The sequence below is a fragment of the Cobetia sp. 5-25-4-2 genome (assembly GCF_013374075.1).
Classification (GTDB): domain Bacteria; phylum Pseudomonadota; class Gammaproteobacteria; order Pseudomonadales; family Halomonadaceae; genus Cobetia; species Cobetia marina.
Genome location: NZ_BLWK01000002.1, coordinates 631276 through 657422, shown reverse-complemented (window position 1 = coordinate 657422; position 26147 = coordinate 631276). Strand labels below are relative to the sequence as shown.

The following is a 26147-nucleotide window of genomic DNA, read 5'->3' as shown; positions in this document are numbered from 1 at the left end:
CCCCGATGCTGGTGGTGCGGCCTGCCGAAAGCCGCGATCTGCTCGCTCTCGAGCGGCTCGCGGCCTCGGCCACGCCACGCCTGACCAATCTGCCGGCACATCGTGACCGCCTCGAGGAGCGCATCACGCGCTCCCAGCGCAGCCTGCGTGCCGAGATCGATTTTCCCGGTGACGAGATCTACTGCTTCGTGCTGGAGGATCTCGATAGCGGGGAAGTGGTCGGTACCGCCTCGCTGCGCGCCGAGGCTGGCGCGCGGGAGGCCTACTACACCTATCGTCAGGAAACGCTGATCCACGCCTCGCAGCAGCTCAACGTGCGCCATGAAGTGCAGACGCTGTCGCTGTCGCATGAGGTGTCGGATGCCACGCTGCTGTGCGCGCTGTCGCTGGATGCCCGCTACCGCGAGACGGATGCGGACAGTCTGCTGCGTCGTGCACGCCTGATGTTCATCGCCCAGTACCCGGAACGCTTCGCCAATGAACTGGCGGTGGCCTTCCCGGGCTATCTGGAAACACGTGACGAGCGTCAGGTCAGCCCGTTCTGGGACAGCGTCGGCCAGCACTTCTTTGATCGTGATTTCAATGACATCAACCAGATGGCGGGGGTGCGCTCCAAGAGCTTCATCGCCGAGGTGATGCCGCCGTTCCCGCTCTATCTGCCGCTTCTCACGCCCCAGGCGCGTGCCGCCATCGGGCGCGAGAATCCGCGCCACGAGTACGCCATGCAGGAGATGCTCGCCGAAGGCTTCTCGCGCTCGCGCCACGTCGACATCTTCGATGCGGGCCCCTTGCTGCTGGCGGAGTGCGAACGTCTGCACACCTTCAAGCAGTGCGGCTGGCACCCGGTGCGTATCCGCCCGCAGGAAAGCCTGCCGGACGCGGTGCCGGCGATGGTCGCCAACCAGCGGCTCGGCGATTTCCGCTGCGTGCTGGCGCGCTATGCACTGACGCCGACCGGCCAGCTGATGCTGACGCCGCAGCAGGCCGAGGTGCTGGGGGTGGAAGAGGGGCGTGCGGTGCTTGCCGTGCCGATGCCCTTGCCGGCGGTCGATGAGGGAGAGCTGTAATGCGTATTCGTCCTATCGCTCGTCACGATATCGAAGGCCTCAAGGTACTGGCGCGGGAAACCGGCGTCGGCTTCACCTCGCTGCCGGACAATCATGAATTTCTCAGCGCCAAGATCGAGCGCACCCTGGCCGCCTTCGAAGGCCGGGAACCCGGCGATGATCGCCTGTACTTCTTCGTGCTCGAGGATGAGCGCGACGGCAGCATCGCGGGCTGCTGCGCCATCGAGGCCTGTGTGGGCACCGATGCGCCGTTCTATCACTACCGGCTCGGCTCGCTGGCGCATTCCTCGGTGCAGCTCGATCTGCATCGCACCCTGGATACGCTGACGCTGTGCTCCGATCACACCGGCGATGCCGAGGTCTGCTCGCTGTTCCTGCGTGAGGGCTGGCGCAAGGACCGCAACGGCGCGCTGCTTTCCAAGGTGCGCTGGCTGTTCATGGCCCAGTTCCGCGAGGCCTTCCCCGACAAGGTGCTGGCCGAGATGCGCGGTGTCTTCACGCCCGAAGGGCGCAGCCCGTTCTGGGAGTGTCTGGGCAGTCACTTCTTCCCGATGGACTTCAATGAGGCCGACCGCCTCACCGGCATGGGCCAGAAGAGCTTCATCGGCGAGCTGATGCCCAAGTTCCCGATCTACACGCCATTCCTCTCCGAGCAGGCGCGTGCCGCCATCGGTCAGGTGCACGAGCACACCCGCCCGGCGGTGGCGATGCTCAAGAAGGAAGGGCTGCGCTGGGAAGGCTATGTCGACATCTTCGATGGCGGCCCGACGGTCGAGGCCTATATCGATGACGTGCGCGGCGTCCGTGACAGCCAGCTGGCATGTGTCGAGGTGATCGCGTCTGATGCCCCGGCCTGTGAGCGTCCCTCCGTCATGGCCGCCACCACCGGCATGGCGGACTTCCGCGCCAGTTGGATCAGCCACGACGTCACGCGGGACGCCGCCGGCGCCTGCCATGTGCGCCTGCACCGTGATGAGGCCGAACGCCTTGGCGTCACCGGCGGTGACACGCTACGCGTGCTGGCCAGCTGAAGCATTCGCCCCGGGCATCCGCTTCTTTGCGCCATCTCGCAGGCCCATGTCGCCTTGCGTCCTTTTGCCATCAGCGGGGCAGATCGCCAACTGCCCCGTTATCTCCTTGTTCAGCGTCGCTTACGCGGCGCGCCCTTTCGATGAGGCATGCCATGACCACTACGACTCCGACTCCCGCCACACTCAACGTGCGTCAACAGCTCTTCATCGACGGCGCGTGGCAAGCGGGGGAGGCCGAATCCTTCACCAAGACCGACCCCGTCTCCCAGGCACGCCTGTGGCAGGGCGCTTCGGCCACTGCCGAGCAGGTCGAGCAGGCCGTCGCGGCAGCGCGTCAGGCATTCCCGACCTGGGCGCGCCTGGGTTTCGAGGCACGTCTGGCGGTGGTGGAGCGTTTCCGCGATCAGCTGGAGCAGCATCGTGAAGCGCTGGCGATCAGCATCGCCAGTGAAACCGGCAAGCCGCTGTGGGAAGCGCGTACCGAGGTCGGCGCGATGATCGGCAAGATCGCGATCTCGGTGAAGGCCTATCACGAGCGTACCGGCGAGCGCGCCAAGGATGTCGCAGGCACCCAGGCGGTCCTGCGCCACCGTCCGCATGGCGTGATGGCCGTCTTCGGCCCCTACAACTTCCCGGGCCATCTGCCCAACGGCCACATGGTACCGGCGCTGCTGGCAGGCAATGCCTGCGTGTTCAAGCCCTCCGAGCTGACCCCGGCCACCGCCGATCTCACCCTGCAATGCTGGGAGGCCGCGGGCCTGCCGGCCGGCGTGATCAATCTGGTGCAGGGCGCGGCGGACGTTGGTCAGGCGCTGTCCCAGTCCGAGGGCATCGATGGGCTGCTGTTCACCGGCAGTGCCAAGGTCGGCAAGCTGCTTCACCGTCAGTTCGCCGGTCAGGTCGGCAAGCTGCTGGCGCTGGAACTGGGTGGCAACAACCCCCTGGTGGTGCGTGATGTGCAGGATGAAGCCGCCGCAGTGCTGGCGATCATCCAGTCGGCCTTCGCCTCGGGCGGTCAGCGCTGCACCTGTGCGCGTCGCCTGATGGTGCCCCAGGGCGAGGTCGGTGATCGTCTGATCGAGGCGCTGGCCACGGCGTTGCGCGAGTTGCGCGTGGCGGGGCAGTTCGAGCAGGACGCGCCCTTCTATGGCGGCCTGGCCAGTGTCGCGGCGGCCGAGGGCCTGCTCAAGGCGCAGGATGATCTCGAAGCGCTGGGCGGCAATGTCCTCGTGCGCATGCAGCAGCTTGAAGAGGGCACCAGTCTGCTCAGCCCGGCGCTGATCGATGTCACCGGCCTTGCGCTCGAGGACGAGGAATTCTTCGGTCCGCTGCTCAAGATCCATCGCTACACCGACTGGGACGAGGCCATCGCGCTGGCCAATGACACCCGCTACGGTCTCTCGGCCGGGCTGATCGGCGGTGAGCGTGCTGACTGGGACGACTTCCTGCTGCGCATTCGCGCCGGCATCGTCAACTGGAACCGCCAGACCACCGGCGCCTCCGGCGACGCGCCCTTCGGTGGCATCGGCGACAGCGGCAACCACCGTCCCAGCGCCTATTACGCGGCCGACTATGTCAGCTATCCGGTCGCCTCGATGGAAGCCGAGGCGCTGGCGCTGCCCGCGACCCTGCCGGCCGGTATCCGTCTGTAAGGCCGTCCGTTCGGGCACCGCTGCCGCTTACCCATTGTTGACCACGACGCTCGCCGTGCCTGCTCCCTGAGGTGCCAAGGCGTCGTGGCAGGAGACCTTCATGTCCGACACCCCGTATCAAGAGATCAATTTCGATGGCCTGGTAGGCCCGACCCACAACTACGCCGGTCTGGCACATGGTAACGTGGCCTCGATGCGCCACGGCGGCCTGGCCTCCAACCCGCGCGAAGCCGCGTTGCAGGGCCTCGACAAGATGAAGTCGCTGGCGGATCTGGGGTATGCACAGGGGATTCTGCTGCCGCAGCAGCGCCCGGACCTTGGCGCACTGCGTGATCTCGGCTTCACCGGCAGCAATGCCCAGGTGTTGAAGGCGGCCAGCGAGCAGGCACCGCAACTCTTGCGCGCGGTGTGTTCCGCCTCCAGCATGTGGACGGCGAACGCCGCCACCGTCACGCCCTCGCGCGACAGCGGTGATGGCCGCGTGCACTTCACGCCGGCCAACCTGCAATCCAGCTTCCACCGCTACCTGGAGCCCGCGACCACCGGGCGCATCCTCGGCGCCATCTTCGCCGACGATGCCCATTTCGCGCATCATCCTGCGCTGCCCGCGACGCCGGCCTTCTCCGATGAAGGTGCGGCCAACCACACGCGGCTGTGCGATGGCCACGGCGGGCCGGGCGTGCATCTCTACGTCTATGGCCGTCAGGCCTTCGGCGGTGACGGCGTCGAACCGCGCCGCTACCCGGCGCGTCAGACACTGGAAGCCAGTCAAGCCGTCGCACGTCAGCATGGCCTGAGCGAGGATCAGGTGGTGTTCGCCCAGCAGCATCCGGAGGCCATCGATGCCGGCGTCTTCCACAACGATGTCATCGCGGTGGGCAATGGCCCGGTGCTGTTCTACCACGAGCTGGCCTTCCGCGATGAAGAGGCGGTGCTCGATGAGATTCGCGCGAAACTGTCCACACCGCTGATCCCGATCCGCGTGCCGCTGGAGGCCGTCAGCCTCGAGGATGCCGTCTCCTCCTACCTCTTCAACTCGCAGTTGCTCTCCAATGACGATGGCAGCATGACGCTGGTGGTGCCGGGCGAGTGTCAAGAGAACGAGGCGGTATGGAATGCGCTGCAGAATGCGATTCTGGCCGGCCCGAACCCGATCGGGGAAGTGCTGGTCAAGGACGTCAAGCAGAGCATGCGCAATGGCGGCGGCCCGGCCTGCCTGCGTCTGCGCGTGGTACTGAGTGACGCCGAGCGCGCCGCGCTGTCCGGGCGTGTGATGATGACGGATCAGCTGCACGGCGAGCTGGGTGACTGGGTCAAGCGTCACTATCGTGACAGCCTGACGCCGGCGGATCTCGCCGACCCGCAGCTGGCCGAGGAGACACTGGCGGCGCTGGATGAGCTGACGCGGCTGTTGAAGGTCGGCAATGTCTACGCCTTCCAGCGTTGATCGCCTGGCCCGAGCCCATACGACACAGCCCCATACGACACAGCCCCCATCGGGTTCGCCGATGGGGGCTGTGTCGTTGTGGAGGTGTGGTCTGACATTTGAGAATCAGATGCCGTGGCGCGACTCAGGCCAGTTGTGGCTGCACCATGCGCTTGGGCTCACGGCGCACCGGCCAGTGCACGAGCGCGGCCAGCAGGCCGAAGATGCCGCTGGCGATCCACAGCAGGTCGTAGCTGCCGGTCAGCTGATAGACCACACCACCGCCCCAGGCCCCCAGGAAGGCACCGACCTGATGCGCGGCCAGCACCATGCCGAACACGAAGGCCTGACGCTTCTGGCCGAAGTAGAGCGCGACGGCCTGACTGGTCAGTGGCACCGTCGACAGCCACAGCACGCCCATGATCGCGCCGAAGGCGTAGAGCAGCATGCTGCTGGGCGGGATGACCACCATCGCCATCACCAGTGCGGCGCGGCACAGATAGATCAGCATCAACAGCTGCGGCGGGTGACGGCGGCCGCCCCAGGCACCGAACAGGATGGTGCCGGCGATATTGAGCGCGCCGATGATCGCCAGCGTGTTGCCGGCCACGTTCAGGGGCAGGCCGCAGGCGACCACGAAATTGGGCAGGTGGGTGGCGATGAAGGCGACGTGCACGCCGCAGACGAAGAAGCCGCCGGCCAGCGCCAGAAAGCGCCGGTCCTGCAGCAGCGGGCCCTGGCTCGGGACATCCTCTGCCTGTGTTTCACTGCCGGCCGGCGGGCGACGCAGCAAGGGCAGGGCCATGGGAATCAGCAGCAGACAGCTGGCGCCGAGCGCCAGCATGGCGATCTTCCAGTCGATCAGCACCAGCATCGGGGTCGCGACCGAGTAGACAAGCTGCCCGAAGGAGCCGCCGGCCGAGGCGATGCCCAGCCCGATGCCACGATGCTGGAGGGGGACCACGCGAGTGACGGCGGCCAGCACCAGCGGGAAGGTGGTCGCCCCGATGCCGATGCCGGCCAGCACGCCCGCGCCCAGCATCCACACCGTCGGGGTCGGCCAGAGGGCGGTGACGCCCATGCCCACCGCATAGCACAGGCTGCCGACCAGGAAGACGCTGAGCGTGCCGAAGCGGTCCGACAGCTTGCTGGCGATGGGCGCGGCCAGCCCGAAGACCAGATTCTGGATGGCGAGCGCGAACGACAGGCTGCCCATGCCCCAGGCAAGCTCGCTGGCCATCGGTGGCAGCATGAAGCCCATCGCCTGGCGCGCGCCGGTATTGATGGCGAGTATCAGCGCTGCCAACGCGATCGCCGCCTTCCAGTTGAGTTGCATGTCAGATCCTCATGCCGGGAATCGTTATTGTCGTTGTTGTTGCAGTTCTTGCAGTTCTTGCAGTTCTTGCGGTCCCTGCACCCGGTGCTGGCCATGGGCGGAACATCCTCCATGAGGACTCTTGCTACATTTCACTTTATTCTCATAAAAGTACAGATGCCGGATACGCCACTGTCAGGCGCGTCTGCGACACTCTCGTCCGTACCAGGCAATCACATGCCTTCGCGGGAGTCCTCGCTCCGGTGCGCCGCCATCATTCTCGACCGCTACCGGCCCAGTCCCGAGGCGGACCGATGTCATGCAAACATCTGCCGATGACAAGGCGTGAAACGCTATACTGTGTGGCATGCGAGACAGCATCTGCATGGCCATGATGAGCCCAGTGACATCACACTGTTTCCTTTTTGGCACCGTGGTGCCGAATCGTGACCTGTAGAATTCACCGATTCGAATCGTGCCAGGCCTCAAAGCCTGGGGTCGGTCCCTGACGCCGAACCCACGCCACGTCAGTCAGATGACGCCATGGCTGGCCGCGACACCCTGCACGCGTTGTCCGAACCCTGTCCCCCTGCTTCATGCTCCTGAGGAGAAGCCCCTTGGCCAACTTCACTCTGAACGGCAAGGCCGTCAGTCTCGAGGTCGATCCGCAAACCCCGTTGCTTTGGGTGCTGCGTGAACACCTGGGCCTGACCGGCACCAAGTTCGGTTGCGGAATCGCCCAGTGCGGCGCCTGCACCGTGCACCTGAACGGCACCGCGGCGCGCACCTGTGTCCTGCCGGTACTGGCCGCCGAGGGTGGTGACATCGTCACCATCGAGGGGCTGGCCGAGAACGATGACCACCCGCTGCAGCAAGCCTGGGTCGAGGAACAGGTGCCGCAGTGCGGTTACTGCCAGTCGGGCCAGATCATGCAGGCCGCCGACTTCCTCAAGCACACACCGAACCCCACCGATGAGCAGGTCACTGCCGCCATGGCGGGCAACCTGTGTCGTTGCATGGCGTACGTGCGTATCCATCGTGCGGTGAAGCGTGCCGCCGCGATCGCCAGTGAGCGCGACACGGCGCAGGTGATGGGCCAGCAGACCGAGGCCACCGCCGCGACTGCCGGTGTCGGCACATTCGATCCGCGTGCCACGGCAGATGCCGTGAGCCATTCTGCTGCCGAGGAGACATCTCATGGCAAGGTTTGAAGATACGCTGGGCCGGCATCAGCGCGCTCAGGCAGCCACTCGTCACCCCTCGAGCCAGCACGGCATCACGCGGCGTGGTTTTTTGATCGGCAGTGTCGCGGGTTCCGCGATGCTGGCGTTCGGGGTCTCCGGCGCGGCCCTGGCCAGCGGCGCCGATGACGGCCGCTCTGCCAGCGAGACGCTGTCCGCCGGCGCCTTCGAGCCGACCATGTGGTATGCCATCGGCACTGACGGCACCATCACCATCCATATCACCAAGGCCGAGATGGGACAGCACGTCGCCACCAGCCTGGCGCGTCTGGTCATCGAGGAGCTCGAGGCCGATCTGGCCTCCGTCGAGATCGTCTACGTCGACAGCGATCCCAAGTGGGGCTACATGATCACCGGCGGCAGCTGGTCGGTGAATCACAGCTACCAGCCGCTGTCGCAGGCAGGGGCTGCCGGGCGTATTGCGTTGATCGAAGCGGGCGCCAGACAGATGGGCGTGTCCGTCGAGAGCTGCAAGGCGCGTCAGGGTCGAGTCATCAGTGGCGATCAGTCGCTGGGCTATGGCGAGATCGTCGCCGCGGGCCTTGAGCGCAGCTTCACGGAAGATGAGCTTGCGGCCATCGAGCTCAAGCCGGCCTCCGAGCGCCGCGTGCTCGGCACCAAGGGCAATGCGCTGGATGTGCCGCCCAAGACCAATGGTCAGGCGGTCTACGGCATCGATTACACCCTGCCTGCCGAGGTGGAAGCCCGTGTCGGCAAGACGCTGCATGCGCGCCCGGTGCTGCCGCCAAGTCGCTTCGGCTGCAAGGTCACGGCCGTGGATGACAGCGAGGCCAGCAAGGTCATCGGCTACCGCCAGACCATCGAGCTCAAGGATCCGTCCGGCATGTGTCAGGGGTGGTTGGCGGTCATCGCCGACAACTTCTCGGCGGCCATGCGTGCCACCGACCTGCTCAAGGTGGAATGGAGCAAGGGCGACAGCTATCACATCGATGAGGCGGCGATCCAGGCAGAAGGCCAGCGACTGGTCAGCACCCCGAGTCGTGACAATGGCTCGCTGATGGTGGATCAGGGTGACCCTTCCGCGCTGATCGAAGGTGCGGCGACCACGGTGGAGTCCACCTTCACCACCTCAAGCGTGCTGCACTTCACTCTGGAGCCGGCCAATGCACTGGCCTATGAGGAGGAGGGGCAGTGGCATGTCCATTGCGGCAACCAGCAGCAGTCATTGCTGATTCCCCTCGTCGCCAAGGCGTTGGACGTCGAGGATGGCAAGATCACTCACCACCAGCTGTATCTGGGCGGTGGCTTCGGGCGTCGTCTCCACGGTGACTACGCCGTGCCGGCGGCACTGGCGGCCAAGGCCGTGGGGCGTCCGGTCAAGATGATCTTCACGCGCCCGGACGATAGCCGTTTCGATTGCGTGCGCTCGCCCTCGGTGCAGCGTGTGCGTTCCGGTCTGGATGCCGAGGGCCGTGTCGTGGCCTCCGAGCACGCCGCCGCGGCAGGCTGGCCGACTGCCGCGCTGATGCCGAGCTTCCTCGCCGAAGCCGTGGAAGGCGGTGGCAAGCTGGATTCCTTCTCCATCAGTGGCGCGGACCACTGGTACAACGTGGGCACCCAGCGTGTCTGGGCGCAGCAGAACAAGGTCGCTCATGAGGCCTTCGTGCCGGGGTATCTGCGCTCCGTCGCACCGGGCTGGACGCTATGGGCGGTCGAGCAGCACATCGATGAGCTGGCGCAGGCAGCCGAGCAGGATCCGGCCGAATTCCGCCTCTCGCTGCTGGACGCCGAAGGCCGCAATGCCGGCAAGGCGCCGGTCAGCACGGGCGGGGCGGAACGTCTGCGCAACGTGCTCACGCGCGTGATGGAGAAGTCCGGTTGGAGCGAGCGTGACAGCCTGCCGGAAGATACCGGCATGGGCGTGGCGCTGAGCTTCGGTCAGGAACGCAGCATGCCGACCTGGGTGGCCTGTGTGGCACGGGTCAAGGTCGATCGCGCCACTGGCGAGGTCAAGATCGAGAAGCTGACCAGTGTCGTCGATGCCGGTACCCTCGCACACCCGGATGGCGCCATGGCGCAGCTGGAGGGCTCGCTCTTGTGGGGCGTCTCGATGGCGCTGCACGAAGGCACCGAATACCGCGAGGGTGGCCCGGTGGCGCAGAATCTGGGTGCCTACCAGCCGCTGCGCATGCATCAGGTGCCGCAGATGGATCTCGAGTTCGTTGACAGTACCGAGATGCCGGTCGGCCTTGGCGAGCCGGGTACCACGGTGGTCGCACCGGCGGTGGCCAATGCCATCCATCACGCCGTAGGCGTTCGCCTGCGTGATCTGCCGATGCGCCCGGCGGCGCTCAAGGCCGCGCTCAGCGAGGCCTGATCCTCACCGATGAATGCGTCTGATACCCGCCACTCCGGCATGCCCGGGTGGCGGGTTTCGTGTCTTCTGGCTGGGAGCCGGCTTCCGATATGAGAGATTTTTGATGCAACATCTTGATCTTGAAGTGATCTGTCAGGCGATCGACTGGCTGGCGCCGTCAGATGGCACGCGGCCTGACAGCCCGATCTGGCTGTGTACGGTGCTGTCCACCTTCGGCTCCTCACCGCGTGAGCCGGGCGCCTGGCTAGTGGCGCGTGCCGATGGCCAGCATCGTGGCTCGTTGTCCGGTGGCTGTGTCGAGGAGGACTTCCTGGCGCGCCTGGCGGGAGGCGAATTCACCGCGAGCGCCCAGGTGATCCGCTATGGCGAGGGCGGCCATCAGGGCGCGGGGATCGCCTTGCCGTGCGGTGGCTTGCTGGACGTGCTGGTCGAGCGCTTCACGGCCAGCGAGGCGGACATCGCGCATCTCAAGGCACTGCGCGCGGCACTCGAGGGTCAGACGCCGCGTCTGCGTCAGGTCATGCTGGCGGGGGATGGGGCGCGTGCGCTTCAGCAGGACAGCGGGCTGGGGGAGCGGGTCGAGCCACTCAAGGGCCACGATGACCAGACGAGCGGCTATCAGCTCAGGGTCGGGCCGGTGGCGCGTCTGCTCTTGGCGGGACTCTCGCCGGTGGCGGAAGCCTGCGCGGCCTTCGCCGTCAGCCTCGGCTTCGAGGTGATCATCTGCGAGCCGCGTGAGGAAGTGCTGGCGGACTGGGATGCCCGCAAGACGCCGCACACCGGTGTCACCCTGCGTCGTGAGCTGCCCTCGCGCTTCATCGCGGCGGGGGGCTGTCATGCGGCCACTGCCGTGGTGGCGCTGACCCATGATCCACGCATTGATGATCTCGCGATGATCGAGGCGGTACGCCAGCCCGCCTTCTACATTGGCGTGATGGGCTCGCAGCGTACCTCTCAGGCGCGCGCCGAGCGGCTGGCACGCAGCGGCGGGCTCAGCGCCGAGGAGATTGCGCGTATCGTGATGCCGATCGGGCTGAATCTGGGCAGCAAGACACCGGCCGAGATCGCGCTGGCGGTGATGGCCGATATCGTGCGCATCCGGCGTGGGCGCGCTCGGGAAAGTCTGTGAGACCCGACATGAGTGAGACGATCATTCTGGTGATGGCGGCCGGTCAGAGTCGCCGTTTTGGCAGTGACAAGCGTCAGGCTTGTCTGGCGGATGGCCAGACACTGTTGATGGCGACGCTTTGGCAGGTTATGTCCTGTGAGGTGGACTGGCGTCTGCTGCTTCGTGAGGACGATGATCCCGCCGCACTGCTGGGAGATGACTTCTCGCGTGAGCATGCCCGGCGAATCTGGCGTGCGCCGCAGGCGGGCAACGGCCTCGGCGCCAGTCTCGGAGACGCCTTCCGTCAGCTGAGTGAGGACGCCACCCTGGCGCATGTGCAGGTGGCGGCGGTATGGCTGGCGGACATGGCACAGATCACGCCGCAGACCTTCCACGCCTTGCACCGTGAGGCGAGTGCGGAGCATGTGGTGCGGCCGGAGCTGACAGGCGAGAAGGGCAGCCCCGGGCATCCGGTGCTGTTCGGGCGGACGCTATGGCGTGAGCTGGCAGCGCTTGAGGGCGGTGAGGGTGCGCGGGAAGTGATCCTTCGACATCGTGATGCCTTGCGTGAGGTGGTCGTCAGCGATGCCGGCATTCTCGACGATATCGATACACCGGCGATGCTGGCGGAAAGGCGGCGAAGTCTCCCACCCCCAAATGCCTGAGCAAGCGTTGGGTGGCAAGCCATCGCGCCAGACACAAGGACGCCCCGTCACCTGAAGGTGACGGGGCGTCCTTGTGTCTGCTCATCCGCATTCTACAGCGTGCGCACGTCCAGCAGCTTGATGCGCTGGATGCGTGGCTCACCCCAGCTCAGATCCAGCACCCACTCGGCATCGAAATGCGTGTGCAGCACGCTGCCGTCGTGATGTGCGGCGCGGTGCTCGCAGCCCATGCGCAGGGTGGCCGTGTCGAGACTCTCGCGTCGGGCACGTACCCAGCCCAGTGCATGACTGTTGATCAGCAGATCATCACGGCGCTGTTCCCAATTGGTCAGGAATTCGCTGCCAGTGAGCGTCTCATCCAGCAGCTGGATCACGGCATCGTCTCCCAGCAGCTCGGCCAGCTCGAGGGACGGCGCCAGGCGGTTGAGCAGAGAGAACCAGCGATGCGCGAAGTTCTCGAGTTCAGCCTCAAGGGCCAGATCATTGAAGGTATCGGCGTACATGCTACCCGCTCCCGAGTATTGAACAATGTAGGTTCGGCGGTGTGCCGAGACGATGCGGCGAGGCAAGCCAGTGCGGCGAATCATCTCGCGTCGCCGCACTGGCGGTGTGGTCCGTGAAGCCCCTGCTTCTCTAGGTACGCTTCTCGACCATCCTGCGGATGCCGACATAGAACAGTGGCGTCAGCAACAGGCCGAACACGGTGACGCCGATCATGCCGGAGAACACCGCCACGCCCATCGCCTGGCGCATCTCGCTGCCGGCGCCCGTGGCCAGTACCAGCGGTACCACGCCGGCGGTGAAGGCCACCGAGGTCATCAGGATGGGCCGCAGACGCAGGCGACAGGCCGTCAGCACGGCATCCAGGCGACTCTGACCTTCATGCTGCTGCTCACGGGCGAACTCGACCAGCAGGATGGCGTTCTTGCAGGCCAGCGCCACCAGCACGATCAACCCGATCCGCGTGAAGATGTTGTTGTCGCCTCCCGTCAGCCACACGCCAGCCAGCGCCGACAGCAGCGTCATCGGCACGATCAGGATGATCGCCAGCGGCAGCGACCAGCTCTCGTACTGGGCAGCCAGCACCAGGAACACCAGCAGCACCACCAGCGGGAAGATATAGATCATGGTGTTGCCGGCCAGCACCTGCTGGTAGGTCACCTCCGTCCACTCGTAGCCGATGCCCTGGGGTAGATTGGCTGCCAGCACTTCCTCGATGGCGGCCTTGGCCTGATCACTGGAGACACCCGGTGCCGGCGAGCCGTTGATGTCGGCGCTGACATAGGTGTTGTAGTGCATCACGCGGTCCGGCCCGGTGGTCGGCGTCACCTTGACGAAGCTGCCCAGCGGAATCATGCGCCCGTTGTCGCTGCGCACCTTGAGATTGCGGATGTCATCCGGGTCGAGACGCGCCGACTGCTCGGCCTGGGCGCGTACCTGATAGGTACGCCCGAAGCGGTTGAAGTCATTGACGTACAGCGAGCCCATGTAGATCTGCAGGGTCTCGAAGGCGCGTTCCACCGGGACGCCCATGATCATCGCCTGCTCGCGGTCCACATCGATGTCGTACTGCGGCACCTGGATGCGGAAGCTGGAATAGACGCTGCTCAGGCGCGGGTCGGCATTGCCCTTGGCGGTGATGGTCTGCACGGCGGCGAACAGCTGATCGAAGCCCTGGTTGCCGCGGTCCTGCAGCTGCAACTTGAAGCCGCCAGTCGTGCCCAGGCCCAGAATCGGCGGCGGCGGGAAGACGGCGACGAAGGCCTCGTCGATGCCGGCAAACTTGCGGTTGAGCTCGGCGGCGATCGCCTGGCCGGAGAGCTGGGGCGACTGGCGATCCTCGAAGTCATCCAGCGGCGTGAACAGGATGCCGGAATTGGAGGCATTGACGAAGCCGTTCACCGACAGCCCCGGGAAGGCCACGGTATGGGCGACCCCCGGTGTCTCGAGTGCCAGCTTCTGCATCTCGTTGATGACCTCGGTGGTGCGATCAAGGCTTGCCGCGTCCGGCAGCTGAGCCATCGCGACCAGATACTGCTTGTCCTGCCCCGGGATGAAGCCGCCGGGCACGCTGTCGAACAGCTTGCCGGTGGCGCCGAGCAGTGCCAGATAGATCACGCCGACGATGACACCGAAGCGCAGCAGCTTCTTGATCAGGCCGGTGTAGCCGTTGGACATCGCATTGAAGGCCCGGTTGAACGGCGCGAACAGCCAGCGTCCGAACAGGCCATCGATGAGGCGTGTCAGCCAGTCCGGCTTGGCACCGTGCGGCTTGAGCAGCAGGGCCGAGAGCGCCGGCGACAGGGTCAGTGAGTTGAAGGCCGAGATCAGCGTCGAGATGGTGATGGTCAGCGCGAACTGCTTGTAGAACTGGCCGCTCAGGCCACTGATGAAGGCGGTGGGCACGAAGACCGCCGTCAGCACCAGCGCGATGGCGATGATCGGGCCGGTCACCTCGCGCATGGCGATCTGGGTCGCTTCGATGGGGGAGTGGCCCAGCTCGATGTTTCGCTCGACATTCTCCACCACCACGATGGCGTCATCGACCACGATACCGATGGCCAGTACCAGCCCGAACAGCGACAGCGTATTGATCGAGACACCCATCAGCTGCATGACCGCGAAGGTGCCGATCAGCGAGACCGGCACCGCGATCAGCGGGATGATCGAGGCGCGCCAGGTCTGCAGGAACAGGATCACCACGATCACGACCAGCAGGATGGCCTCGAACAGGGTATCGATGACCGCCTCGATGGAGCCGCGCACGAAGACGGTGGGGTCGTAGACGATGTCGTAGCTGACGCCATCGGGGAAGGCATCGGACATCTCGCTCATGCGCTCGCGGACCGCATCCGACAGCGCGATGGCATTCGAGCCGGGGCGCTGGAAGATCGGCATCGCCACCGCATCCTTGCCGTCGAGTTGCGCGCGCAGCGAGTAGCTGTCGGCACCCAGTTCGACACGTGCGACATCCTTCAGGCGCGTCAGGCGGCCATCCTCATCGACACGGATGACGATGTTCTCGAATTCCTGCGTGCTCTCGAGACGTCCGCGCACATTGAGCAGGCGCTGGAACTGGTTGTCATCCGGGGCGGGCTGGGCACCGACGGAACCGGCGGCGACCTGCTGGTTCTGGGCGCGCAGCGCACTGATCACGTCACCGGCAGACAGTCCACGCGCCGCCACGGCGTCCGGGTCCAGCCATACGCGCATGGAATACTCGCCAGCACCGAACAGGCGCACGTCACCGACGCCGTCGAGACGGGCGAGGTTGTCCTTGAGATTCAGGCGCGCGTAGTTGGATAGCCACAGCTGGTCATAGCGGCCATCCGGGGAGGTCAGGTGGACCACCATCGTCAGGTTGGGCGAGGCCTTCTCGGTGGTGATGCCGAGCTGCTGCACTTCCTGTGGCAGTCGCGGCGTGGCGCGTGCCACGCGGTTCTGCACCTGCACCTGGGCCTTGTCCAGATCCGTGCCCAGCGCGAAGGTCGCGGTCAGGGTCAGGTTACCGTCGGAGGTCGCCTGGGAGTCCATGTACAGCATGCCTTCGACGCCGGTGATTTCCTGCTCCAGCGGCGTGGCGACGGTCGAACCGATGACTTCCGGGTTGGCGCCCGGGTAGTTGGCGCGCACCACCACGGTAGGTGGCACGACTTCTGGATACTCGGAGATGGGCAGCTGGAACAGTGACAGCAGCCCCGAGATGACGATCAGGATCGACAGCACCGCGGCGAAGACCGGGCGCTTGATGAAGAAGCTGGAGACGTTCACGTACGGCCTCCTGCTGCCTGGCGGTCGGCCTCGGCCAGCGCCGCGGCATCCTGATCATTGTCGTGCGACGGCTGATCCTTCTGGTGTTGCGTCAGGCGAGCGACACGCTCGGCGAGGGCCTTGAGGGCACCATTGTCGGACATCTCGACCAGCTTGGGCGTGATCGGCATGCCCGGGCCTGCCTTGGCGGGGCCGGCGGCCAGCACGCGATCACCGGCGGCCAGGCCATCGGTGACGGCACGCAGCGGGCCAAAGCGCGGGCCAGTGGTGATGCCACGGTAGGCGAGGGTGTCATCTTCGCCGATCACCAGCACGAACTGACGATCCAGATCGGTGCCGATGGCACGCTCCGGGATCAGCACGGCGTCGCGAATCTCGGGGGAGGCGATGCGCAGGCGCGCGAAGGCGCCCGGCCGCAGGGCAGGGTCCTCTGCGGTGAAGGTGGCGCCAATGCGCAGGGTACCGGTATCGATATCGACGCTGTTGTCGATGAAGTCGAGCTCGCCCTGGAACGGGAAGTCCTGCTGGCCTGCCAGCTGCAGTTCCACCGGCAGATGATCCTCGGCGGAGACGTCGGCAAAGTCCTGATTCCAGGTCAGCTCGCTGATGTCGATATAGGCGTCCAGCTGGCGGGTTTCCACCAGGGTGGTCAACACGCTCTGACCGGCTTGAACGGTATTGCCGCGCGTGATGCGGGCATTGGACAGTCGGCCATCGATCGGGGCACGCACCATGGCGTAGTCGAGATCCAGACGGGCGCGCTCGAGCTGGGCGATGGCGGCCTTGAGCTGGGCGTTGAGACCGGAGACGCTGGTGCTGCGTGAATCGGCTTCCTCGCGGGAGATCAGGTTGCGTTTGACCAGGCTGGCCGCGCGTCCGGATTCACTGCGGGCATTGGCCAGTTCTGCCTTGACGCGAGCCACCTCGGCTTCCAGACGATCAACCTCGGCCTTGAAGGGGCGCTGATCGAGGCGGACCAGCGGGGTGCCGGCGCTCACCTGACTGCCTTCGGTGAACAGGACCTCTTCGATTTCACCGCTCACGCGCGGGCGCAGCTGTACGCTCTGCGGAGATTCCAGGCGGGTGGTGTAAGTGTGCCAGGCCGCGACCGGCTGAGCCTTGGCCGCGACGACTTCCATCGTGGGAGGTGTCGGCTGGGCGCCAGCGGAAGCCTCGTCATCGCCTTCACTGCAGGCGCTGAGCGCAAGGAGACCGCCAAGGGTCAACAGCAGGGAAGAGGCGATACGAGAAAGGCGCGCCGGACGTGAAGGATGTCTCGACATGGGGGAGCTACCGTTGCAGGAGTGGGATGCTGGGCATCCTAGAGAGGCCGGGCAGACGGGATAAGCCCTCTCAGCCACACTGCTTTGGTTCTCAATTTGCACCAATTGTGCAAGGGGACGCGATGACTTGGCATCTGGCTCAGGCGTGGCGGGGGCTTGCTCTCATTCCCCGGCGGCGCTGATGAAGGGGCTGGGTCGGGAATGACCCTGTCTCAACGCAAAAGTCCCGCGGCAGATGCCAGCGGGACGTGTTGTCTTGCGTGTCACTTGCGCCTGTCAGCTCGCGCGCGTCATGACATGGGAGGCGATCTTACTTCTTCTCGCCGAAGTACTTGGTGTGGATGGTGTCGTAGGTACCATCGGCCTTCAGTTCCGCCAGTGCGCCGTTGATCTGCTCGGCCAGGTCCTTGTCACGCTTGCGCATGGCGATACCGAAGCCGTCGCCGAAGTATTTCTTGGGCTCGGTGACCACTTCCCCCACGGCCTTGTAGTTGCCGTTGCCGCCATCGATGAGGGTGGACTTGCCGACCGGGAAGTCGAGGAAGGCGATGTCGAGGCGACCCGCATCCATGTCCAGCACCAGGTCATCGGCGGTGGTGTAGCGCTTGACCTCGGCATTCTTGGCGTAGAGATCCGTGACGTAGTTGTCCTGCAGGGTGCCGCGCTGCACGCCGATGGCCTTGCCCGCCAGGGCCTCGGTGGAGGTGGCGCTCAACGCGCTGTCGGACGGCGCGAACCAGGCAGACGGCGGCGTGATGTAGGTGTCGGAGAACAGCACCTTCTCACGGCGTTCTTCGTTGATGGTCATCGAGGACATGATGGCGTCGTACTTGCGTGCCATCAGGCCGGGGATGATGCCGTCCCATGCCTGGATGACCCACTCGCAGTCGCGGTTGATCTTCGCGCAGATGGCATTGCCCAGCTCGATGTCGAAGCCGGTCAGCTCGCCGTCCGGTGTCTTGTATTCCATCGGCTCATAAGGCACATCGACGCCGATGCGCAGTGTCTCGGCGGCCTGTGCGCCACCGGCCATCAGTGCTGCACCCAGCAGGGAAATTCCCAGAAGCTTCTTCATGTCGTTCCCGTTCCTCGTTGTTGTTGGTCGAGCTGACGTGTCAGCGACACCAGACGCTACCTGAAAAGGTATCAGGCGTCTGCGCCGATGAAGACAGGACTGTCGTCAGCCATTGTTCTCCACACTAGCCCAGTCCTGCGCTGTGGTGAAGGGGGAAAATGGTCGGATTCAAACGTTCGTTAAACGAGATGCATTGCTGGATCAGGAGTGAAAAACGAAAGAAGCGCCCGGCAAGGGGCGCTTCTTTCAGTTCAATTCAATGGTTTCAAGTGTGCCAGCAGACGTTTCTCCAGCTGCCTGAAGATGGCAATGATGGTGAAGGTCAGACACAGATAGATGGCGGCGACGAACAGGAAGGCTTCGAAGGGGGCATAGAAGCGTGCATAGATGTCACGCGCCGCCCCGGTGAGATCCAGTAGCGTCACCACGCTGCAGATGGCGCTGGCATGCAGCATGAAGATGACTTCATTGCCGTAGGCCGGCAGTGCACGTCGGAAGGCACTGGGCAGAATGATGCGACGCATCATCTTGCCCCGCGACATGCCATAGGCGCGTGCAGCTTCCATCTCGCCCTTGGGCGTGGACTGGATGGCACCATGGAAGATCTCGGTGGTATAGGCCGCGGTATTGAGCACGAAGGCCAGCAGCGCCGGGACGAAGGGGTCACGGAAGTACTCCCACAGCCAGGTGTCCTGAATGCTGGGGACATGCACGCTGGTGATTCCCAACGAGATGTCGAAGCCATCGAAGAACACCACTCCGTAGTAGATCAGGTAAAGCTGGATCAGCAGAGGGGTGCCACGGAAGACATAGGTGTACAGGTAGACCGGCATCTTGATCCAGCGGCGGCGCGAGCCGCGCAGGATCGCCAATGGCACGGCCAGCACCAGCCCGATGATCAGCGACAGGAACACCAGCTGCACCGTGGTGACCAGCCCCTCCCAATAGTGCCAGAGAGTGGTGGCGGTGAAGATGTAGTTGTCGCTCAGCACGTCGTCGAGCATCTGGCCAAGCTGGGCGATGACGCCTGTCGGGCCCGCATCGTTCAGTTGTTCCATGCGCTGGCCTCCCCGAATCCGGTGTTGTAGCGCTTCTTGAGGCGCGAAAGCCCCCATTCGGACACGGTGGCGATCAGCAGATAGCCCGCCGCGACCGGCAACAGGAAGGTGAAGGGCTCATGGGTCGCCTTGGCGGCCTCGCTGGCGACACGCACCATGTCGACCAGCCCGATCACCGACACCAGGGCGGTGGTCTTGAGCAGTACCATCCAGTTGTTGCCCAGCCCCGGCAGGGCGTGACGCATCATCAGCGGGAAGCGAATGCGCTTGAAGACCTTCCAGTTGCTCATGCCATAGGCGCGTCCGGCCTCGATCTGGCCGGCATCCACTGCCATGAAGGCACCGCGGAAGGTCTCACCCATGTAGGCGCCGAAGATGAAGCCGATGGTGATGACGCCCGCGGTGAATTCGTCGACGTTGACGAAGACATCGATGTCATAGCGGTCATACAGCCAGTCGGTGACCATGTTGATGCCGATCTGACCACCGAAGAACAGCAGCAGCATCAACACGATATCCGGTACGCCACGGATGATGGTGGTGTAGAGCGTCGCGATCCAGCGCAGTGGCGTGGAACGCGACATCTTGGCGGTCGCTGTCATCAGCCCGAGGGCGATGGCCAGCAGCTGGGCCAGCACGGCCAGCTGCACCGTGACCCAGGCACCCTCCAGCAGACTTGGCCCGTAGCCTTGTAGGTCGATCATGGGAATCCTCCCGTGAAGCGCCGTGCAAACCGCTCAGCGGTTTACTGGCTGTTGGCGGTCGCGGCGCTGGCGAAGTACTTGGCGTTGAGACGCTCGAGCGTGCCGTCGGCCTTCAGCGTGTCCAGTGCCTCGTCGATGGATTTCTTGAGATCACGATCGCGCTGCTTCATGGCGATGCCGAAGCCGTCACCGAAGTACTTCTTCGGTTCGCTGATGGCGCTGCCGGTATTGACGAAATTGCCATCATTGGCCTCGACCAGGGTGTCCTGCCCGACCGGCAGATCAAGGAAGGCGACATCGACGCGACCGCTGTCCATGTCCAGCACCAGGTCATCCAGCTTGGTATAGCGACGCACCTCGGCCACGCTGGCGTAGAGGTCGGTGACGTAGTGATCCTGCAGGTTGCCGCGCTGGACACCGATCACCTTGCCCTTGAGAGCCTCGGCATCGAGGCTGTCCGCGCCGGCCAGCGGGCTGTCCGCCTTGACGAACCAGCCGGACGGCGGCGTGAAGTAGGGCGCGGAGAACAGCACCTGACGTTCACGCTCCGGGTTGATGGTCAGCGCGGACATGATGACGTCGTACTTGCGTGCCATCAGGCCCGGGATGATGCCGTCGAAGTCCTGCTCGACCCACTCGCAGCGAGTGGCGAGCTGCTCGCAGATGGCATTGCCCAGCTCGATCTCGAAGCCGGTCAGCTCACCGCTCGGCAGCTTGTAGCCGAAGGGCGCGTAGGGCACGTCGATGCCGAGGCGCAGCGGGTCCGGCACATCGGCGGCCTGCACGGCGCCTGCCGAGATGGCGAGAGTGGAGAGACCGAGGGTGAGGCCCATCAGGGCGCGTGTCGCGAACTGTTTCATCACTTTCATTCCTGAAATCTCTTGCGCCTCGAGGCCTGCCGATGGCATGGCGCTCGCGGTGCTGAATCATGTGCCGGACACGGGATCACCGTGCCGGGGGAAGCGCCGGCGGAGCGAGCGGTTGATCAGAGCCGTCCGTCAGTCCTGTTCATCAGTCCTGCCTGTCAGTACTTGGGCGCCAGGAACTGCTTGAGTCGCTCTGACTGGGGATTGCCCAGTACCTCAGCCGGATCGCCGGCTTCCTCGACCAGACCCTGATGCAGGTAGACCACCTGACTCGATACGTCGCGCGCGAAGCTCATCTCGTGGGTCACCACCACCATGGTGCGGCCTTCCTCGGCCAGATCGCGCATCACCTTGAGCACGTCACCGACCAGTTCCGGGTCGAGAGCCGAGGTCGGCTCGTCGAACAGCATCACTTCCGGCTCCATCGCCAGGGCGCGCGCGATGGCACCACGCTGCTGCTGGCCCCCCGACATCTGGGCCGGGTAGTAGTCGGCGCGTTCGAGCAGGCCGACGCGATCCAGCAGGCTGCGCGCGTGCGCGATGGCTTCTTTCTTCGGCTTGCCGAGCACGTGGATCGGCGCCTCGATGACGTTTTCCAGCAGGGTCATGTGTGACCACAGGTTGAAGCCCTGGAAGACCATCGACAGGCGTGCGCGCATGCGCTCGACCTGACGCCAGTCCATCGGCTCGCGACCGCGGCGGGTGTCCTTGAAGCCGATCTGCTCGCCGTGGACGAAGATGTCGCCACCGTCCGGCTGTTCCAGCAGGTTCATGCAGCGCAGAAAGGTACTCTTGCCGGAGCCAGAGGCACCGATCAGCGTGATGACGTCGCCCTTGCGTGCCTTGAGCGACAGGCCCTTGAGCACCTGATTGCTGCCGAAGGACTTGGTGATGTCGCGAACCTCGAGGGGCAGCACCTCGCGGTTCGGGGTCTCGATCCCGGGGGATGTCTTGGTCATGCCGTTACTCCGATCCAGACGCAGCGCATCGCTGCCTTGCCAGGCGGCGCGGGCGCGTCCTGAGTCTGCCGCAGGGCGGCACGGACCCGTGGGAACTTGTGCGTTGTCGACACGGCGGCACAGGGTGCATGACGTCGCCAGGCGAGACTGAATCTCGCTGGCGGCTGGCCATGTCGTCGCAGCCGCTCGAGTGGTATCACGGTCGTGATCGTGAAAGGGGGCAGATTCTACCAGCTCAACGCTGGGTTAACTGCTTCCTTGGAGCGTCGCCGGATACGACTTTGGTTGAGCGCGTGTCGGCAAGAGTCGCTGGCTGGCGACAGGAGGGACAGAACGGCAGGAATGCGTCATGAGTGGGGACCTTGTTGTCATTATTGGGGGCGCCCACCCTGCCGATGCGCCGTGCTGCGTGGGGCAGTACGGCGGTGGCTGGCGGGTGGGGCGCATTTCATGATCAGGCTGTCTCGGGGGGAGCACAGCTGGCCAGCAGCAAGGCGGCGCGAGCGCCGATCTCGACACTGGCATTGGGGAATACCACGCTCAGCGGCGTGTCCCCGATGATGCAGGGGCCCGCCAGCGCGTCCCGGGCGATCAGCGTGCCGGGGGCGAAGCGGGTGAAGTTGGCGACGTCCTCGCTGAAGCACAGCGCGAAGTCTGCGGAGTGGCGCATCAGCTCCACTTCCACCTTGAAGTAATCCATGGCACCGGGATCAGACTCATCCGGCGGCATTCCAGTGGCCAGAGCCGCGAGCAGGCGAGACATCGGCGCCAGTGCCGCCATGTCATTGGCGCCGAACGGACGCACCTGGCCCAGCTCCAGCGTGAAGGCATCGGCATCATGGTAGTGGCGCGAGTAGTGCGAGAAGGTCCAGCTGTGCTGATGTTGATGCAGCACGGCCTGGAGGCCGGCAGCGCTCAATATCGACCACTGTGAGGGACTGATGGCCTCTCCCTCGCTGAAGGGCACCACGGCAAAGCGCGGGTAGTGGCTGTCGCGGATCGCGGTATGCATGTCGTAGTGCAGGCGTCGCGTGCCATCGGCCGGCGGGAAGCGGGCGTAGAAGTCATCCACTGCCGCCATCAGCTGGCGGGCGCGTGCCGGCTCATCATCGGCTGGACAGTCATTGGCCTTGCCGGCAACCGCGTTGCCGGTGTCCACCGAGATGGCGGTCGCCGTCTCGGTACGTCGGAACAGCCGATTGAGGTTGGTCGCATGGAAGCGCTCACCGGTGCGGATGGCGGGCAGGTTGCCCAGAATCAGCAGCAGCGGGGCACCGGCGATCAGGTGGCCGCTCTCGAGACCGGCGATCAGCTCACCCAGCAGTTCGATGGGCGCCGTCTCGTTGCCGTGAATTCCCGCCGAGAGCACGCAAGGACGAGCCGCAGGCCCTTGGGTGTCCGGACAGATCTCCAGCACACCGGGGGCGACGATCTCATAGCGCCCACCGGGGATGCGTCCCATGCCACGCGCGCTGGCGTGGCCTTCGAGTGTCAGGTCAAGCCAGTCGGCAATCACGGGGTGGAGTGCTCCCTTGGGCTGTCCTGGCCGGTATCGGAAGATTCGGTCAGGTGGGTGGATTCGAAGATCTTGTCGGCACTGGCGGCCACGAAACCCTGATACAGCTTGCCGTCGGCATCCGGATAGCGACGGGCGAACTCGTAGTAGCAGGTCGCGATCTCGTGCTGCTCGCCGCCGGCGAAGGTGAAGGTCTGGCGGTCGGCGAGGGTGGAGGCCTGCTCAAGCAGGACCTCGGGTGAGCCCTTGATGCGTCCGCCGGCCGGATTGATGCCCAGGCCAAGCGCTTCCACGCGCGTCAGCACCTTGTCGAGCGTGTCATGACGGGTAAGTGCATTGACGCTGATGGTGAAGTGATTGGCGCGCAGGCCGATGATCGACAGCCAGGCGGCATACTCGCTCTCTTCCATCAGGCGCTGATACTGCTCGAAGCTGGGCGCTTTCCACAGGCGGCCCGACCACAGCACGGAGGACTGGGTGGCGGCATCCGGCGAGATCTGGCTGACCAGCCCATCGATGATCGCTTGGGCACGCTCGGACAACTCATGGCATTTCAGCTCGGAGAGGAAGACACGCGGCATGTCGGGTGACGGCGGCAGATAGCCGAAGGCGCGCAGTTTCTTCTCGCGGAAGTCATAGGGGGCGAAGCGGGTGTAGCCGAGCGCCAGCAGATGAGGTTCCAGCGCGCTCAGGGTGATCGGCCCGCGGTCGAAGGTCCGGAAGGCCACGTGGTCGTTGACGATGGTCTCGCCGTCGGCCACGAAGGCATCCTGGATCTGTTGGGCCTGGGGCGTCATGGCGACGTAATCATCCCACAGGGCGCTGAAGAACTGCTGGATATCCATGGCACGAGCTCCCTCTGAACTGAGTTGCCCAGTGCAGCGAGGTGTCACTGACACTGGGCGACGGCATTTAGCGATTGGCAGCAGGGCAGCGCACTCGGCGAGACGCTGCCTCGGCAGATTGTCAGCTCACCATTGGCGAGCCGCTGGCGCGTGGCAAGAGGCAAGGTCGGTTGGATGAAAGCGGCTGTCCGCACCATGTAAACGTCACGTGTCGGTTTAGACCTTGGGTGGAGCCTGCGCCGTGAGCAAGCGCCTGCGTCATCAGCTCTCGCCGTCAGCGACGGGACATGTCTCACCCTGCTCGACCTTGATCAGTGAATCGGTGGCGAAGCCGAGCTCGGCGGCCTGATCGACCAGCGCCTGATAGGTGCCGTCATCCAGCTGCGACTCGCGCGCCAGTATCCACAGGTAGTCGCGATCGGCACCGGCCACCAGCGACCACTGATAGTCATCATCCAGTGCCAGCACGTTGTAGCCACCATAGAAGGGGCCGAAGAAGCTGACCTTGAGGGCCGCGGTCTCGCTGCCCTGCGTGAAGTAGGCTCGCCCTTCGGCCTGACTCCATTCGCCCTTGTCGGCATCAAGGCCGCGATTGATGACGCGCACGCCGCCGTCCTCGCGGGGCGAGTAATCGGCGGTGACGCAGCTCAGTCCCTCCTCGAAGCTGTTGGGCAGGCGGGCGATCTCGTGCCATTGCCCGTAGTAGCGTTCGAGCTGGAAGTCCCCGACGGGCTGGGTGCCGGACGGGACACCGGCACAGCCGCCAAGGAGGCTGAGGCCAGCGAGCGAGAGGGCGAGATGCGGCAGGCGTGTCATTGGCGGGCTCCATGAGACGGGACGCCCCGGCGAATCGTCGTGGGGCGTCGTTACGTGATGAAAGGCTGCACAGGCATCCTTCTCTCATTGGGGCGTCTGCGGTTGTCTCAAGAGGGGGGGCATCATTCGTGGTGGAGGCTCACAGCACCAGGCGCAGCGGGTTGGCCGCGACCACTCGCCCGCGGCCACGTTGCTTGGCTTCATACATGGCACCATCCGCACGCGCGATGATGGTTTCCGGCGTGGCACCGGAGAAGGGGAACAGACAGACGCCCACGCTGGCGCTGACACCGATGATCAGCGGCTCGCCGTCGACCTCGAGGTGGATGGGCCTGCTGATCGCATCCACCAGACGATTGGCCAGTGTTTCCGGGCCCTGGCGGCTATCGCCTTCACGACTGATCAGCACGAGAAATTCATCGCCTCCCAGGCGGCCGACGATATCGTTGCCACGCAGGGTGTCTCCGAGTCGTTCGCCGATGATGCTCAGGACCTGGTCGCCGATATGGTGACCATGGCGGTCATTGATGGGCTTGAAGCCATCCAGGTCGATGAACAGCGCAGCCTGTATGACGCCGGGTGCCTGGATGTCGAGCACCTGATCGAGATGCTCCATCAGGGCGCGTCGATTGAGCAGTCCGGTGAGCGAGTCGCGGGTCGCGTGGTCACGCAGATTGTCTCGCTCGTCGGTGACGTGACATTCGCGCAGGAACAGCAGGCGGCTCTGTCGCTCTCGCGAGTAGGCGCTCATGCCGGCCAGCAGGTTGGCGGACATCATGAAGAAGGCTTCGTTGGCTTCCACCAGCACGCCGGTACCACTGTGCAGGATCGCGCAGCTGGCGGTGCAGCCCATCCAGATCAGCAATCCGCAGGCCAGTGCATAGATGAACTGCAGCCCCAGCAGGGTGTAGGTCCAGAACACCAGCAATAGCAGACTGACGAAATAGGCCGGGAATTCACCCTCATGCATCTCATGGTGATCCACTGCGTGGTCATTGCCGAGATGGAACATGGCCAGCGTGCCCAGCGCCGCGCTCAGGGAGGCCAGGCACAGCAGGCCATTGACCCGGTGTCTGTATCGCGCATGGCGTGACAGCAGGAACAGGCTCAGGACACTGGCGAGAATGCCGGCGCGCAGCAGCAGCAGGCTCTCGAAATGGTGGGTAAGACTTATCTCGATCAGCGCATAGGACGCGAACATCACACAGCTCAGCGGGATGGTGAACCGGCTGAGCTTGTGTGAGGTCTCGATCTGTTGTCGACGATAGCGTCGTTCCAGGGTGTCATCCGCAAAGCAGAGCGTCATGGGATTCATGGGCGGTACCTGAGTAGCCAGAGTCTCAGGATGCCATCGCCTTGCGTGGTCTGCTGCCGGGACTGGACGAATTGAATCACTGAGCTTCAACGCTCG

The 26147-nt window shown here is 64.8% G+C and carries 20 protein-coding genes and 1 pseudogene; 8 read left to right on the top strand and 13 right to left on the bottom strand.

Annotated elements, in window-relative coordinates; translation table 11 throughout:
• The first annotated feature begins 5 nt into the window (after nucleotides 1-5).
• The 4 genes from HXS65_RS07595 (at nucleotide 6) to astB (ending at nucleotide 5197) form a co-directional block, all read left to right on the top strand.
• On the top strand, nucleotides 6-1067 hold the full coding sequence (locus HXS65_RS07595; protein WP_141392325.1) for an arginine N-succinyltransferase: 1062 nt from the start codon (nucleotides 6-8) through the stop codon (nucleotides 1065-1067).
• Nucleotides 1067-2098: an arginine N-succinyltransferase gene (astA, locus tag HXS65_RS07590; RefSeq protein ID WP_176493569.1), complete on the top strand. Its 1032-nt coding sequence runs from the start codon at nucleotides 1067-1069 to the stop codon at nucleotides 2096-2098. Before HXS65_RS07595 ends, astA begins: the two co-directional genes overlap by 1 nt.
• A gap of 152 nt (nucleotides 2099-2250) precedes the next feature.
• Nucleotides 2251-3750, top strand: coding sequence for a succinylglutamate-semialdehyde dehydrogenase (astD, locus tag HXS65_RS07585; RefSeq protein ID WP_176493568.1), 1500 nt, complete (start codon nucleotides 2251-2253; stop codon nucleotides 3748-3750).
• 100 nt (nucleotides 3751-3850) lie between these two features.
• Nucleotides 3851-5197 carry an N-succinylarginine dihydrolase gene (gene astB, locus HXS65_RS07580; protein WP_176493567.1) on the top strand — a complete coding sequence of 449 codons (1347 nt, stop codon included), beginning with the start codon at nucleotides 3851-3853 and terminating at the stop codon, nucleotides 5195-5197.
• Nucleotides 5198-5321: 124 nt separating this feature from the next.
• Here the strand turns inward: astB and HXS65_RS07575 are convergent, their stop codons facing one another.
• On the bottom strand, nucleotides 5322-6512 hold the full coding sequence (locus tag HXS65_RS07575; RefSeq protein WP_077378283.1) for an MFS transporter: 1191 nt from the start codon (nucleotides 6510-6512) through the stop codon (nucleotides 5322-5324).
• 596 nt (nucleotides 6513-7108) lie between these two features.
• Between HXS65_RS07575 and HXS65_RS07570 the strand changes: the two are divergent.
• From HXS65_RS07570 to HXS65_RS07555, 4 genes and pseudogenes are all read left to right on the top strand, one after another.
• Nucleotides 7109-7555: pseudogene (locus HXS65_RS07570) on the top strand ((2Fe-2S)-binding protein); the annotation flags it as partial.
• A gap of 133 nt (nucleotides 7556-7688) precedes the next feature.
• Nucleotides 7689-10070: a xanthine dehydrogenase family protein molybdopterin-binding subunit gene (locus HXS65_RS07565; protein ID WP_176493566.1), complete on the top strand. Its 2382-nt coding sequence runs from the start codon at nucleotides 7689-7691 to the stop codon at nucleotides 10068-10070.
• Between the two features lie 103 nt (nucleotides 10071-10173).
• Nucleotides 10174-11199 (top strand): XdhC family protein, encoded by a 1026-nt coding sequence (locus HXS65_RS07560; protein ID WP_176493565.1) that lies wholly within the window; start codon nucleotides 10174-10176, stop codon nucleotides 11197-11199.
• An 8-nt stretch (nucleotides 11200-11207) separates the two neighbouring features.
• The gene (locus tag HXS65_RS07555) at nucleotides 11208-11843 is read left to right on the top strand and encodes an NTP transferase domain-containing protein (RefSeq protein ID WP_176493564.1); all 636 of its coding nucleotides are present in this window, start codon (nucleotides 11208-11210) and stop codon (nucleotides 11841-11843) included.
• A 92-nt stretch (nucleotides 11844-11935) separates the two neighbouring features.
• Here HXS65_RS07555 and HXS65_RS07550 read toward each other — a convergent pair whose 3' ends face one another.
• The 12 genes from HXS65_RS07550 to HXS65_RS07495 all read right to left on the bottom strand — a co-directional run bounded on the left by HXS65_RS07550 (nucleotide 11936) and on the right by HXS65_RS07495 (nucleotide 26051).
• Nucleotides 11936-12346 carry a hypothetical protein gene (locus HXS65_RS07550; protein WP_176493563.1) on the bottom strand — a complete coding sequence of 137 codons (411 nt, stop codon included), beginning with the start codon at nucleotides 12344-12346 and terminating at the stop codon, nucleotides 11936-11938.
• A 130-nt stretch (nucleotides 12347-12476) separates the two neighbouring features.
• Nucleotides 12477-15614 (bottom strand): efflux RND transporter permease subunit, encoded by a 3138-nt coding sequence (locus tag HXS65_RS07545; RefSeq protein WP_077378301.1) that lies wholly within the window; start codon nucleotides 15612-15614, stop codon nucleotides 12477-12479.
• Nucleotides 15611-16897 carry an efflux RND transporter periplasmic adaptor subunit gene (locus HXS65_RS07540; RefSeq protein WP_176493562.1) on the bottom strand — a complete coding sequence of 429 codons (1287 nt, stop codon included), beginning with the start codon at nucleotides 16895-16897 and terminating at the stop codon, nucleotides 15611-15613. Before HXS65_RS07540 ends, HXS65_RS07545 begins: the two co-directional genes overlap by 4 nt.
• Before the next feature lie 310 nt (nucleotides 16898-17207).
• Complete coding sequence (locus HXS65_RS07535; RefSeq protein WP_077378307.1) at nucleotides 17208-17972, bottom strand: transporter substrate-binding domain-containing protein; 765 nt, start codon at nucleotides 17970-17972, stop codon at nucleotides 17208-17210.
• Nucleotides 17973-18223: 251 nt separating this feature from the next.
• Nucleotides 18224-18976, bottom strand: a complete 753-nt coding sequence (locus HXS65_RS07530; RefSeq protein WP_077378483.1) for an ABC transporter permease — start codon at nucleotides 18974-18976, stop codon at nucleotides 18224-18226.
• Between the two features lie 41 nt (nucleotides 18977-19017).
• Nucleotides 19018-19734, bottom strand: a complete 717-nt coding sequence (locus HXS65_RS07525; protein WP_084207919.1) for an ABC transporter permease — start codon at nucleotides 19732-19734, stop codon at nucleotides 19018-19020.
• Between the two features lie 41 nt (nucleotides 19735-19775).
• Nucleotides 19776-20594: a transporter substrate-binding domain-containing protein gene (locus HXS65_RS07520; protein ID WP_077378313.1), complete on the bottom strand. Its 819-nt coding sequence runs from the start codon at nucleotides 20592-20594 to the stop codon at nucleotides 19776-19778.
• Nucleotides 20595-20758: 164 nt separating this feature from the next.
• Nucleotides 20759-21559, bottom strand: coding sequence for an ABC transporter ATP-binding protein (locus tag HXS65_RS07515; protein ID WP_077378316.1), 801 nt, complete (start codon nucleotides 21557-21559; stop codon nucleotides 20759-20761).
• A 454-nt stretch (nucleotides 21560-22013) separates the two neighbouring features.
• On the bottom strand, nucleotides 22014-23075 hold the full coding sequence (locus HXS65_RS07510) for a succinylglutamate desuccinylase (RefSeq protein ID WP_176493561.1): 1062 nt from the start codon (nucleotides 23073-23075) through the stop codon (nucleotides 22014-22016).
• A complete protein-coding gene (locus tag HXS65_RS07505; protein ID WP_176493560.1) occupies nucleotides 23072-23920 on the bottom strand; it encodes a DUF1338 domain-containing protein in 849 nt (282 codons plus the stop codon). Before HXS65_RS07505 ends, HXS65_RS07510 begins: the two co-directional genes overlap by 4 nt.
• A gap of 261 nt (nucleotides 23921-24181) precedes the next feature.
• Nucleotides 24182-24736 carry a lipocalin family protein gene (locus HXS65_RS07500; RefSeq protein ID WP_176493559.1) on the bottom strand — a complete coding sequence of 185 codons (555 nt, stop codon included), beginning with the start codon at nucleotides 24734-24736 and terminating at the stop codon, nucleotides 24182-24184.
• A gap of 139 nt (nucleotides 24737-24875) precedes the next feature.
• The gene (locus HXS65_RS07495; protein WP_176493558.1) at nucleotides 24876-26051 is read right to left on the bottom strand and encodes a diguanylate cyclase; all 1176 of its coding nucleotides are present in this window, start codon (nucleotides 26049-26051) and stop codon (nucleotides 24876-24878) included.
• Nucleotides 26052-26147: the final 96 nt, after the last annotated feature.